Annotated in this window: 12 protein-coding genes; 10 read left to right on the top strand and 2 right to left on the bottom strand. The window is 37.2% G+C overall.

Translation table 11 applies throughout. The annotated features are described in order from the left end of the window. Positions 1-66: 66 nt before the first annotated feature. The 3 genes from A2J09_RS16790 to A2J09_RS16780 all read left to right on the top strand — a co-directional run bounded on the left by A2J09_RS16790 (position 67) and on the right by A2J09_RS16780 (position 4,261). Positions 67-774, top strand: coding sequence for a DsbA family oxidoreductase (locus A2J09_RS16790; protein WP_012295822.1), 708 nt, complete (start codon positions 67-69; stop codon positions 772-774). 195 nt (positions 775-969) lie between these two features. Next, entirely contained in the window at positions 970-1,596 is a 627-nt protein-coding gene (locus tag A2J09_RS16785) for an FMN-dependent NADH-azoreductase (RefSeq protein WP_012295821.1), read from the top strand. Positions 1,597-1,900: 304 nt separating this feature from the next. Continuing rightward, on the top strand, positions 1,901-4,261 hold the full coding sequence (locus A2J09_RS16780; RefSeq protein WP_036162363.1) for a bifunctional 2',3'-cyclic-nucleotide 2'-phosphodiesterase/3'-nucleotidase: 2,361 nt from the start codon (positions 1,901-1,903) through the stop codon (positions 4,259-4,261). Positions 4,262-4,282: 21 nt separating this feature from the next. On the opposite strand, the gene A2J09_RS16775 is transcribed toward A2J09_RS16780, so the two are convergent. Together A2J09_RS16775 and A2J09_RS16770 are read right to left on the bottom strand one after the other, a co-directional pair. After that, a complete protein-coding gene (locus A2J09_RS16775; protein ID WP_012295819.1) occupies positions 4,283-4,654 on the bottom strand; it encodes a DUF2500 domain-containing protein in 372 nt (123 codons plus the stop codon). Positions 4,655-4,689: 35 nt separating this feature from the next. Further along, positions 4,690-5,202, bottom strand: a complete 513-nt coding sequence (locus A2J09_RS16770) for a YceI family protein (RefSeq protein WP_275406140.1) — start codon at positions 5,200-5,202, stop codon at positions 4,690-4,692. Between the two features lie 372 nt (positions 5,203-5,574). Between A2J09_RS16770 and A2J09_RS16765 the strand changes: the two genes are divergently transcribed. The 7 genes from A2J09_RS16765 (at position 5,575) to A2J09_RS16735 (ending at position 13,585) form a co-directional block, all read left to right on the top strand. Continuing rightward, positions 5,575-5,880 (top strand): winged helix-turn-helix transcriptional regulator, encoded by a 306-nt coding sequence (locus A2J09_RS16765; RefSeq protein ID WP_012295817.1) that lies wholly within the window; start codon positions 5,575-5,577, stop codon positions 5,878-5,880. A 208-nt stretch (positions 5,881-6,088) separates the two neighbouring features. Then, positions 6,089-7,003, top strand: coding sequence for a UDP-N-acetylmuramate dehydrogenase (gene murB, locus A2J09_RS16760; protein ID WP_012295816.1), 915 nt, complete (start codon positions 6,089-6,091; stop codon positions 7,001-7,003). A gap of 54 nt (positions 7,004-7,057) precedes the next feature. Continuing rightward, a complete protein-coding gene (locus A2J09_RS16755) occupies positions 7,058-7,813 on the top strand; it encodes an exodeoxyribonuclease III (RefSeq protein ID WP_012295815.1) in 756 nt (251 codons plus the stop codon). Between the two features lie 315 nt (positions 7,814-8,128). Further along, complete coding sequence (locus A2J09_RS16750; RefSeq protein WP_012295814.1) at positions 8,129-10,498, top strand: penicillin acylase family protein; 2,370 nt, start codon at positions 8,129-8,131, stop codon at positions 10,496-10,498. 144 nt (positions 10,499-10,642) lie between these two features. Next, complete coding sequence (locus A2J09_RS16745) at positions 10,643-11,014, top strand: ArsR/SmtB family transcription factor (protein ID WP_008177117.1); 372 nt, start codon at positions 10,643-10,645, stop codon at positions 11,012-11,014. Beyond that, the gene (locus A2J09_RS16740; protein WP_012295813.1) at positions 10,995-13,118 is read left to right on the top strand and encodes a heavy metal translocating P-type ATPase; all 2,124 of its coding nucleotides are present in this window, start codon (positions 10,995-10,997) and stop codon (positions 13,116-13,118) included. The genes A2J09_RS16745 and A2J09_RS16740 overlap by 20 nt, the downstream gene beginning before the upstream one ends. Before the next feature lie 164 nt (positions 13,119-13,282). Beyond that, positions 13,283-13,585 (top strand): late competence development ComFB family protein, encoded by a 303-nt coding sequence (locus A2J09_RS16735; RefSeq protein WP_031416504.1) that lies wholly within the window; start codon positions 13,283-13,285, stop codon positions 13,583-13,585. Positions 13,586-13,661 lie beyond the last annotated feature (76 nt).

Here is a 13,661-nt window from a genome sequence, read left to right as displayed (position 1 = left end):
TGAAGCATAAAAATTGCCTTGTTATTTAGTCTATCGCTACAATGTAGCAAAAGGAGAGTGTAAGTAATGAAAATTGAAATTTGGTCTGACTATGTATGTCCGTTTTGTTATATTGGTAAAAAACAATTAGAGCAAGCTATTGAAGATACTGGCCTTGGTGGGCAAGTGGAGCTGGTTTATAAAAGTTATCAACTTGATCCAAATACCCCAGTAGATTCGAATATTACGGTGTATGAATCATTAGCAAAGAAATATGGCATGTCTTTAGAAAAGGCCAAAGAAATGACATTGGGCGTTACTGCGCGTGCGAAAGAAGTAGGATTAAACTATGACTTTAGCAATCTAATGGAGGAGAATACGTTAAAGGCACATCGACTTGTTAAATGGGCAGAGCAGCAGGGAGATGTTACGGCATTAGTGGAAGCACTATTGCATAGTCATTTTATTGAAGGAAAACGTATTGGACAAGAGGAAGTATTATTAGATATAGCAGAACAAGTAGGGTTGCAACGCGAGCAAGTGGCTAAAATTCTTGCTGTGGATGAATTTAAAAATGAGGTAGAAGCGGATATTCAAGAAGGGTTGCAGCTTGGAGTTCGTGGGGTTCCATTCTTTGTCTTAAACCGCAAATATGGTATTTCTGGAGCACAGCCACAAGAAGTATTCGAAGATACATTATGTAAAGTGGCTGAGGAAGAGGGCTTACAACCTGGTCTGAAAATGGCTGGTACAGGTAACGCTGGTGTTTGTACAGATGATAACTGTAAATTATAGCGCTAAAATTACTATTATAACTGAGAGGCTTGACATATCAAGCCTCTCTTATTCGTTTAGTGAAAAATCTTATCTAATATTTCAGTCAAAAGTCTGAGGAAAGTATCGTTGACTTTTTAAAAGAATTTTTTTAAGATAGGTTTATATCTTGAATTCGAGATAATAGACTATGAGATTTAAGGGAGATTTTATATAATGAACGTTTTAGTAGTAAAAGCAAACAACCGTCCAGACGGTATTTCAACAAAAATGTACGATACATTTATGGAAAACGTACAAGGTGTAAACGTTACAACTTTTGACGTATTTGCAGAAGATATGCCATACTTTGGGCAAGATCTTTTCAATGCGTTTGGTAAAGTACAAAATGGTGGAGAGTTAACAGACATCGAATCACGTCTTTTAGCTGCTAAACAAAAAGCGATGGATGCATTAACAGCAGCTGATTTAGTCGTATTTGCGTTCCCACTTTGGAATTTAACTATTCCAGCACCTTTACAAACATTTATTGACTATGTATACCAAGCAGGTTTCACATTCAAATACGGTGAAGATGGCCAAATGGTTAGCCTAATGACTGATAAAAAAGCGATTATCTTAAATGCTCGTGGTGGCTACTACTCACTACCAGAAACACAGCCTATGGAAATGTCCGTAAACTACATTAAAAATGTAGCAGGCGGTGTATTTGGTATGGAAATTATCGAAGAAGTAATTATTGAAGGTCACAATGCATCACCTGATAAAGCACAAGAAATTATTGCAAATGGCCTAGAAGAAGTGAAAAAAGTAGCTCAATCACTTCAAGCGGTAAACGCGTAAAAAATATTTTTTAATAAAAGACCTTTCAAATTTGAGAGGTCTTTTTTTATTTTGTGAACAGAGGTATGGTGTGGCACTGAGGTCGGATATATTGGTATTAACTATATATTCGGAATTTACATTTCCTAACATTCTATTGGATGTGCGAAAATAAAAATGATAGAAAAATGCGATTTTATAGGAAAGTAATAATCCATTCTTTTAAAAATACATATAATTAGGACTAATTATTCAGTAAAAAATACAGTTAGTTTAATATAATAGTATTTGTAGGAAAATACTAGATGAATAAGGAGGTTGTTGTATGAACAAGAAATTAATAACTAAATTCTTAGCCATGCTACTAGTTTTATTCGCGTTGATACCATTTGGATGGACTGCTAATGCTGCTTCCAATGAAGTTACACGCGCTGATTATGTAAAAGAATTAGTAGAAAGCTTAGATGTCGAGATAGGTGATGGTTCTTCCCTTACTTTTACTGATGTCTCTAAGGATTTAGCGCCATATGTAGAAAAAGCTGTACAGTTAAAACTTATAAAAGGAAAAACGGCAACTACATTTGGTCCAAACGATAAATTAACACGTCAACAAGCATTTGTTATATCTGCTCGTGGACTTGTTAGTGAAAATGCGTCCCTTACGGTCTTAGATCAATTTAAGGATGCTGATCAAATTGCTGAAGCTTATAAACAAGATTTAGCTAATGCTGTTGTAGCAAATATTCTTCAAGCGTTCGAGGATAATACGATTCGTCCTCGTGACTATGTAACACATGAGCAAATGGGAAGTATTGTGGAGCGCTTTGTAGCTGAATACAAGGCACCATCTCATGGAGTCTCAGTAGATCTTCAAATTTTAGGAACTACAGATATTCATACAAATTTAGCTAATTATAATTACTATTTAGATGCTCCGTCATCTGAGGTAGGTTTAGCTAATACAGCTACATTAATTGAACAAGCTCGTGCGAAAAATCCTAACACACTATTATTCGATAATGGGGATTTAATTCAAGGTACGCCACTTGGCTCTTATAAAGCGTTAGAAAGTGTATTAAAGCCAGGGGAAGTACACCCAGCTATTGCAGCGCTTAACGCTTTAAAATACGATGGCGGAACTTTAGGGAATCATGAATTCAACTATGGTCTAGACTTCTTAGATGAAGTATTAAATGATGCAAAATATCCAGTCGTAAATGCTAATACTTACGATGCCAAAACAAAAAAGCGTATGTTTACACCTTATGTCATTCTTGATAAAGAAGTAGTGGACAATGCAGGTAAGAAACATACACTGAAAGTTGGTGTGACTGGAATTGTACCAACGAAAATTGTTGAATGGGATGCCATTCATTTAGCTGGTAAAGTTAACATGCAAGAGCCTGTTGAAGCCGTAAAAGAAGTAGTACCTGAAATGCAGAAGGCTGGAGCAGACGTAATAGTTGTTCTTTCCCATTCAGGTATTGGTGAGGATACTTATGTGAAAGGCGCTGAAAATGTTGGTTATCAACTAGCTGGAATTGATGGAATTGATGCTTTGATTACAGGGCACTCTCACTTAACATTCCCAGGTGACTACAAAGATTTGAAAGATGTAGATCAAGAAAAGGGAACTATTCATGGTGTTCCAACTGTTATGGCAGGTAGCTATGGTAGCCATCTTGGTGTCATTGACCTAAAAATTGAACAACAAGGATCAGAGTGGGTTGTAGTTGATGGTAGTGGGTCATTACAATCAATCAAGCAAGAAGGTTTACAACCTTCCACTACGGTGTTAAAGGCTGTGAAACAAGCACATGAAGGCACTTTAACATATATTCGTCAGCCTGTTGGTGAAACAACTGCGCCAATCCATAGTTATTTCTCAATGGTGCAAGATGATTCTTCTATTCAAATCGTAACACAAGCACAAAAATGGTTTATTGAACAAGAATTAAAGGGAACGAAGGATGAGAAAACGCCGCTTCTTTCTGCTGGGGCTCCTTTTAAAGCGGGTTCACGAAATAATCCATTAGATTATACAAACATTCCAGTTGGTCCACTTGCCATTAAAAATATGGCGGATATTTATCATTACGATAATACTGTAGCAACCATTAAAGTGACAGGTGCACAAGCAGTAGAGTGGTTAGAGATGGCTGCAGGTATTTTTGCAACAATTGATCCGAATAAGTCAGAAGAGCAAAATATCATTGATCCAGAAGCACGCTCTTATAATTTTGATGTGTTAGATGGCTTAACCTATCAAATTGATGTAACATCTCCATCTAAATATGACCGTCGTGGTAATCTTGTTGATGAAAAGGCAAACCGTATTAAAAATGTACAGTATAATGGTAAACCAATTGATTTAAATCAAGAATTTATTATCATTACAAATAATTACCGTGTTGGTGGTTCGTATGGAGCGACATTTAAAAATACGGACGGCTCCAATATAACAAACTATGCTTATGAAAATCGTCAAGCTGTAGTTGATTATATTATGGCAAATAAAACAATTAACCCTGCTGCGGATAATAACTGGTCATTTGTACCATTCCCAGCTAAGACAAAAGTTGTTTATCTATCTGCAAAAGATGCACAAAAATTTATCTCAGCAAATAGTGGCATTGAATATTTAGAGGATACAGAGGCAGGATTTGCTAAATATTTAATTAAATAAAACAAAAAGAGAGAGTGCGATTTAATCGCTACTCTCCCTTTTTTGTCTTTCAAATGTATGAAAGCGAGTGCCCTGATATGTTAAAAGGCCAGTGTCACCCTCAACTAGCTGTCCAAAATCGCGACCATTCACTTTTAATTCCTGACGCTCCCCATTTCGTTCTTCAAACGTGATGAAATAAGAAGTATATGCCGCAGAATGATTGGAACCTCCCCGAATATTCGTACGTTTTGTCACAACCTTAACGGGTATAGTAAAGGTTTGTGATTGATTATTGGTAGACCAGGTGACAGTAGCTTTAATAAGGCTGAAAGCGATGCTACCAAAAACGATAAAAAAGACGATTGTAATAAAGCTCGATTCAAATGTAATCCCGTTATGAAACCATAGCATTTATAGTTCCCTCTTTCCTTAAGGTAAATCTATAACTAAAGGGGGCTTAACTCGACATCTACCACTATGTCAATCTCATCACTGATTAATATGCCGCCTGTTTCTAAAATCGTATTATAGACTAAATTAAAATCACGGCGATCAATTTGTGCCTTTGCCTGAAAGCCATATACTTCTTGTGCCCAAGGATTAACACCGTTTCCTGTATATACTGTTGTAAATACGATAGGCCTTGTTATATTTTTAATCGTTAAATCCCCATGTATTAAAAAATTATTATCATTTTGTTTATCAATATATGTAGAGGTAAAGACTATTTTTGGATAAACGTCTGCATCAAAAAAGTCTGGAGACACAAGGTGTATATCACGGTCATGATTTTTTGTGGAGACACTAGCCACTGCAATGGTAATAGAAATACTTGCATCCTGCATTTTCTCAATATTGACTGCAGCAATTTCAGCGTTGTACGATTCGAATGTACCGTGAATTTTAGATATCATCATATGTCGTACAGAAAAGCTAAGTGTGGAATGACTGACATCAATAGTGTATTTTTTTATATAAAAACCCCCTAAAACAGCATTCTACAACGAATAATAAAGTAAACAAATACCATATTCAATGTATTTTTCATAAATAGGAAAGGATAACCTTCCATAAAAGTGTAAACTGTGAACATTTACAATACGTAAATAAATAGTTAGTCACATTACTGATATCTATGGCATTTTATGATTAGGAGGACAGATGTTTTAACGATGGTAAGTTCCGCCGTGATTATGAAAAGACGAAAATTCAAAAGTTACTTTTTGTAATTAAGTATATAAAAGTGTATAAATTATGTTATGTAAATAAGTTACTCTAAATTTACATTTCCTTTAATAATCGTTACAATAGGTACATAGAGGTGAAGAAATATGAATGAGACAACTTTATGTCCTCGTTTAGCTAAAGCAATGGATTTAATTGGAAAACGATGGACGGGTTTAATATTATATCAATTATTAGATGGATCGCAGCGTTTTAATGAAATAGAGTCAGCATTACCTGTTAGTGGGCGTTTATTATCAGAACGCTTAAAGGAACTGGAAAAAGAAGGGCTTGTTGAACGTAAAGTGTATTCTGAGGTTCCAGTACGAGTTGAATATTCATTAACAGATAAAGGGCAAGCATTAGAAGGGGCTATCCGCAATATTGAAACATGGGCAAGTAGCTGGCTCTAAAATAAGTCCTTTGTCCTTTAGGTAATATTGTGCCAAAAACGACACTTGGAATGACTGTCAATTTTCTTTATAATATTCATCATCTCTGCACAAGACCTACCTGTCTTTTTATGTGAGATAAAAATACCCTTCATTTTACTTGTCAAATTGGGGTTCTAAATCCATACTGGTGTAGAGTAAGAAGGACGTTAGAAAGGAATTAGCTCTCATGACAAAACAACAATGGGCAAAGGATTTAGCGAAGAGCATTAGTCCTGCCAATATTAAGTTAGATGAATCTTTACAACAATATACAATGACAAAATTAGGTGGCAAAGCAGATGTTTTTGTTCTTCCTGATACAGAAGAAGAAGCAGCATTTGTAATTCGCTATGCATATATAAATAATATTCCTTTATTAATGTTAGGTAACGGATCTAATATGGTTGTTCGTGATGGTGGTCATAGAGGAATCGTTGTTACATTTTCAAATTTAGATGAAATTCGGATTAATGGTGAACATGTTTATGCCCAAAGTGGTGCGCTGATTAAAGATGTGTCAAAACTATCCGCAAAAGCAACCTTAACAGGCTTTGAATTTGCCTGCGGTATCCCTGGATCAATAGGCGGTGCAATGGCTATGAACGCAGGAGCTTATGGCGGTGAGATTAAAGATATTATTGTTTCATCTAAGGTGTTAACAAAAGAGGGAGAAGTTTTAACCTTGTCAAAGGAAGAGCTTGAACTTGGCTATCGTAAAAGCATTATTGCGAAGAAAGGCTATTATGTGTTATCCTCAGAGTTCCAATTAGCTACTGGCAAACAAGATGAAATTGATGCGAAGATTGCCGACTTAACATTTCAGCGAGAATCAAAGCAACCATTAGAATATCCATCTGCTGGAAGTGTTTTTAAACGTCCACCAGGTCATTTTGCAGGTAAGCTTATTCAAGATAGTGGCTTACAAGGCAAAGGGGTAGGCGGTGCAGAAGTCTCTACAAAGCATGCAGGTTTTATTGTCAATAAAGGCAATGCTACTGCTTCTGATTATATAGCAACTATTCAAATGGTACAGCGTATTGTGAAGGAAAAATTTGGTGTCGAATTAGAAACAGAAGTTAAAATTGTTGGTGATGATCTATAATGGGACGCTCTTCGCTTGAGTCGAAGGGCGTTTTTTTTAAGGAGTGAGGATAAGATGAAATTTATTTCATGGAATGTCAATGGGATTAGGGCTTGTCTGGGGAAAGGCTTTCTAGATTTCTTTCATCAAATAGAGGCAGATTTTTTTTGTATCCAAGAAACTAAATGTCAGGCTGGACAAGTGGAGCTTGCGCTAGATGGATATGAGCAATATTGGAACTATGCTCAAAAGAAAGGCTACTCTGGTACGGCTATATTTACAAAGCATACACCGTTGTCCGTTAAGTATGGAGTTGGAGATGAAGATTCTCAGGATGAGGGTAGGATTATTACTTTAGAATATGAAGATTTTTATTTAGTAAATGTTTATACACCCAATGCACAGCGTGATTTAGCGAGATTACCACTTCGCCTAACTTGGGAAGAGCATTTAGCGAGCTATTTACAAGACCTGAATAGCAAGAAGCCAGTTGTCTATTGCGGAGACCTAAATGTTGCACACACTGAAATAGATTTGAAAAATGCTAAATCGAATATAGGTAATTCAGGATTTACATATGAGGAGCGTGCAAAATTTTCGGAGCTTTTAGCAAGCGGTTTTGTAGATTCTTTCAGATACAAGCATCCAAATGAAACTGACCATTTTACATGGTGGTCCTATATGAATAAAGTACGTGAACGAAATATCGGTTGGCGCATCGACTACTTTATTGTTTCGGAGCAATTAAAAAACCAAATAAACCAAGCAACTATTCACCCGCACATCATGGGCAGCGATCATTGTCCCATTGAATTACAACTACATGTCTAGCATTTAAAATCGTATTTTCTATATGGAAATACGGTTTTTCTTTGTAAGAATAATAGAATTATAGTAGTTCATTCAAAAAAAGAGACTAATGAAAGGAAGCTAATATACAGATAGATATGTTTTTTAACAATGCTCTGTAGCCTAGGTATATCCAATTGTTTATACTAGTCTAATAGTGGGTGTTGACAGAAAATTGTATTTATAGAGTGAATTACTTACATGAAAAACAAATATCCACCTGCTATAATCTTTTGGACATTATTTTAAGGATTTTGAGAGGTAGTAAGGAATATAGTGCACAGAGGGGGTAATAAGGTGGAAAAGAGAAAGTTCAAATGGAGAAAGTGGCTCATCGTCATTGCAGGAATCGTAGCGACTTTAGCAATCGTAGCTTTTATCGGATTTACATGGTTTATGAATAAATCTAAGCCGATAATTGATGGTGAGTTAGCAGTCAATATTTTAGATCAGGATGTGAAGGTTACAAGGGATGACAAAGGGATTCCTCATATTTTTGCAAAGACAGATGCTGATTTGTATCGCGCGCAAGGTTATGTTCAAGCACAAGATCGATTGTTTCAAATGGATTTAGCAAGAAGACAGGCGAGTGGCCGATTATCAGAGATTATTGGAGAAGCGACGATAAATACGGACAAACATTTTCGTACTTTTAGCTTACGCAATGCCGCTGAGAAATCACTCGCGGCTTATGATGAGGAAAGCAAGCAAGTATTAAAGTGGTATGCAGAAGGGGTAAATGCATTTATTGAACAGGCTAAGGAAAATAAAACTTTAAGCTATGAATTTTCTTTATTGGGCTACGAGCCAGAGGAATGGTCCGTCGTGGATTCTTTAACGATTGGGAAGTATATGGCTTATGATCTGGGGGGGAATTGGAATACACTTGCCTTCCGACACTGGGCTTTACAAAATTTTGATGAAGATAAGGCGAAAGAATTATTTATTAAATATCCTGAGAATGCCTCATCTATTATTGAGGCAAATATTCAAAATCCTGTTGCGGTAGTAGGGCAATTTAATCCAAATCTATTGCCTAATGAATTTAATGGCAGTAATAACTGGGTTGTTTCTGGAGAGAAAACTAAATCTGGCACACCTATTTTGGCGGATGACCCTCACCTAGGTTTAAGTACTCCATCTATTTGGTATCAGATGCATCTGCAGTCCCCGCAACAAAATGTTAGTGGTGTCATTTTTGCAGGAATTCCAGGTATTATTTTAGGTCATAACGATGATATAGCATGGGGTGTAACAAATGTTGGCCCAGATGTGCAGGATTTATATATTGAAATACCAAATCCTAATAATTCCACACAATTCCGCTACGATGGGAAGTGGGAGCAGGCCGAGATACGTGATGAATCTATTAAAGTGAAGGAAGGAGAAACTGTAGACTTTGAAGTGGTTGTGACACGCCATGGTCCAATTATGACGGATCTGGCATTCAAAGATACCAAGCCAACTGCACAATTTTCAATGCAGTGGACAGCACTTCAGCCGACTGCGGAATTACGTGCAGTAATTGGTTTTAATAAAGCGAAATCCTGGGATGACTTTGAAAAAGCTTTAGAAGACTTTAAGGCCCCTGCGCAGAACTTCGTTTTTGCCTCGAAGGATGGCACAATTGCTTATAAAGCAAATGGTCAAATCCCTATTCGTAAGATAGGCGATGGTCAATTGCCAGTTCCAGGTGATTCTAGTGACTATGGTTGGGAGGGTTTTATTCCATGGGATGAGCTGCCAACAGTAGTGAATCCAAAGGAAGGCTTTATTGCGACCGCTAATAATCAAGTGGTAGGAGAGGAATATCCTTATCACATTACAGATTTCTGGGCTCAGCCTTACCGTTTTGAACGGATTAAAGAAGTACTTGAGGCGAATGATTCGATAACGGTTGAGGATATGATGAACTTGCAAATGGATCAACATAATCTCTATGCAAGGGAATTCCTTCCTAGTTTATTAACATCGATAAAAGCGCAAGATCAGGATGGTAAGTACGCAGAGGTTATCGCTATGCTAGAGGATTGGGATATGGTTGATGCTAAGGAATCAGGAGCACCACTCGTATTCCATACACTGATGACCAAATTACAGGAAGTATTGTTTAAAGATCAAATGCCTGTAGATATGTACAACATCATGCATGGGAAATTTAATATTACAGATCAGCTTTTACGGACGGCCTATGCAGGTGGTAAGAGTATTTGGATAGAGGAGCAAGGTGGGGTTGATGCAACCGTTTACAAGGCACTTGAGCTTACTATTACACAATTAGAAGATCAATTTGGTAAAAATGTTTCTAAGTGGACATGGGGCGATTTTCACCAGCTCACTTTTAATCATACTTTAGGAGGTGCTTCGCCAATTTTAGCTGCCTATTTTAATGCTAAAAAGGTGCCAATTGGTGGCTCCAAGGTGACGGTACAGGCTGCAGATAATGATCTTTCTGGTAATGTGGATCATGGTGCTTCTTGGCGTTTTGTTGTGGATGTGGGTGATTTAGGCTCAGCCTATCATATTGTTGGACCTGGTCAAAGTGGTCATATAAAGTCGGATTGGTACCAAGACCAAGTAATTGATTGGGCAAATGGTGATTATCATCAAACTTTTGTAAAACAGGAAGATATTAAAGGTAAAACATTAAATTTAAAAGCGCAGTAACAAAAAAGATTAGCGTACTTATAAAGTACGTTAATTTTTTTTACTAGGATATAAATCACAACATTCAAACATTCATTTGAATAAGATGGAATAATATGTTACATTGAATACAATCAAACGAATATTTGAATGAGGTGAAAGACTATGCCGAAAGAAATTTGTGAGGTGACGCAAGTACATGAAGAAGCTGTCACCAAGGTACAACAACAAATGCCTGATTTATCAGGGGTAGCAAAGTTTCTAAAAGCATTATCTGATGAAACAAGACTTAAAATTGCCTTTGCTTTAACGGTGGAGGATGAATTATGTGTTTGTGATGTAGCATCGATTATTGGCTCGTCAGTCGCAACAGCATCACATCATTTACGTTATTTAAAAGATAATAATTTAGCAAAGTCACACCGCAAAGGGAAGCAAATGTATTACTCTTTAGCGGATGAGCATGTATTTCAAATTGTAACAATTGCCTATGAACATGCGAAAGAGGGGATTGCGAATGGTAGCGACGCCAACTAAACAAGAATACAGATTGCAAAATCTTTCCTGTGCCAGCTGTGCTGCGAAGTTTGAGAAAAATGTAAAGGCCATACCAGAAGTGGAGGATGCACAAGTCAATTTCGGTGCTTCTAAAATAACAGTAGTCGGTAACATTAGTGTGAATCAAATTGAAGAAGCAGGTGCTTTTGATGGGATCAAGGTGTCCCAATCAGCAGTGAGAGCAGTTGAAAAATCTATACCTTTTTACCGTAAGAAAGAAAATATTTTGGCAGGGGTATCTTTGTTCTTTGTCATACTAGGATATTTATTTGTTTCTATTCAGGGAGAGACCAACCCAATCCCGATAGCCATGTTCATCATAGCGATTCTTGTAGGGGGAATGGGTATTTTTAAAACGGGCTTCCGTAATTTAGCTCGCTTTGAATTTGATATGAAGACCCTTATGACTATCGCTATTATTGGCGCTGCTATTATTGGGGAGTGGGAAGAGGCGGCAGTTGTAGTCTTTCTATTTGCTGTAAGTGAAGCACTTGAAGCCTATTCCATGGATAAGGCAAGACAATCTATACGAGGGTTGATGGATATCGCTCCACCAACAGCTATCATCAAAAGAGCACATGGTGAACATTTTCATGAGCTTGAACTGCGGACGGAAGACATTGAGATAGGAGATATTTTAATTGTAAAGCCTGGGCAAAAGATTGCGATGGATGGTATTGTCATTAGCGGGTTATCTGCAGTGAATCAAGCAGCTATAACAGGTGAGTCTATTCCGGTGAATAAAACAGTGAATGATGAAGTATTCGCAGGTACATTAAATGAAGAGGGCGCGCTTGAGGTTCGTGTGACAAAGCGAGTAGAAGACACAACAATTGCTAAGATTATTAATCTTGTAGAAGAGGCACAGGCAGAGAAAGCCCCTTCTCAGCAATTTGTTGATCGATTTGCCAAGTATTATACACCAGCTATTATAATTATTGCTTTTTTAGTAGCTATCATTCCACCTTTATTTATGGGTGATTGGCAGCACTGGATTTACCAAGGTTTAGCGGTGTTAGTAGTAGGATGTCCTTGTGCACTCGTTGTTTCTACACCTGTGGCTATTGTCACTGCGATTGGCAACGCAGCAAGACAGGGTGTCCTTATTAAGGGCGGTATTCATTTAGAACAATTAGGACATATTGAAGCGGTAGCCTTTGATAAAACAGGTACATTAACCGAAGGACAGCCAGCAGTCACAGATATAGTGACAATGGAAGGTTGGTCAGAGGACTATGTACTACAGCTTGTAGCTGCAGTAGAAAAACAATCTCAACACCCTTTGGCAAAAGCCATATTAAATAGATTACATGATAAGAATTTATCTGAGCTAGTGCCTACTGATTTCCAATCAGTCACAGGCAAAGGAGCCTTTGCAACGGTTGATCAGCAGATTATTTATGTAGGTAGCATGAAATGGGCTTCGACACTAGGTTCTATCGATAAAAATATAGAAAATCAGGTTAAAAAACTGCAGGAACAGGGTAAGACAGTAGTAGCAGCGGTTTCGAAAAGCCAACTCATTGGATTAATTGGGATTGCTGATCAATTACGTCATGAAAGTAAGGATGTATTGCTAAAATTAAAAGCCCTAAAAGTTAAGCATATGGTGATGCTAACAGGTGATGCAGAGCCTACTGCCCAAGCTATTGCTACATCATTACAGGTAACAGATGTGCGTGCTGGTTTATTACCAGAGGAAAAATTAATGGCGATTAAAGATTTACGTGCACAGTTTGGAGCCGTAGCAATGGTTGGAGATGGTGTAAATGATGCGCCAGCATTGGCAACTGCAAATGTAGGAATTGCAATGGGGGGAGCAGGTACAGATGCAGCTCTCGAGACAGCGGATATTGCCTTAATGGGTGACGATTTAACAAAGCTCCCATACACCATTGGCTTAAGCAGAAAAACACTACGTATTATCAAAGAAAATATTATTTTTGCCCTAGCCTTAAAATTAATTGCGTTGCTGCTAGTTATCCCCGGATGGCTAACGTTATGGATTGCAATTTTTGCAGATATGGGCGCAACCTTATTAGTTGTTTTTAATTCATTAAGACTAATAAAAGCAAAAAAGTAGTAGGTAAGATGTGATTTAACAGGAAAAAGTAGGAGATTAATCTTACTTTGACACTACTAATTTTGTGCGAATAGATGCTACTAGTGATTCTTGAAAAAGAACTTTTTAAAGGCTATTATAGTTTCAGGAGTAATGTAAGCATTCAATATAAATGAGGCGAAAGTTTGAATAAGTCAGATCCTATTTTAGTAAATGTTACAGAAGAGATTGTGCGTGGTTTAGTAAGCTTTTTACTACGAGGACCGGAATATCAAACATTTTGTAAATGCGAAACCTGTGAACTCGACACGGTGGCACTTACACTAAATGCATTGCCGAGTAAGTATGTTACATCAATGGAAGCTAGAGACGAGGCATTTAAGGAAATGAATACTCCTGAAAGTATTGAGCGCATTAACAAAGAGATTATTCACGCGTTACATGTGGTAAATAAGTATCCTCGACACAAAGTGGAGCCTACTTCTTAAATGAAGAGGCTCTTTTTAAGTTGTACAGGTAGTGATTTTCTGGCATATGTATTTTCAGTTAACTTTTAAGCCAAGC

This window comes from Lysinibacillus sphaericus, from assembly GCF_001629735.1.
GTDB lineage: Bacteria > Bacillota > Bacilli > Bacillales_A > Planococcaceae > Lysinibacillus > Lysinibacillus pinottii.
Note: the sequence above shows the minus strand (reverse complement) of the source record. Positions and strands in the feature narration are given on the sequence as shown.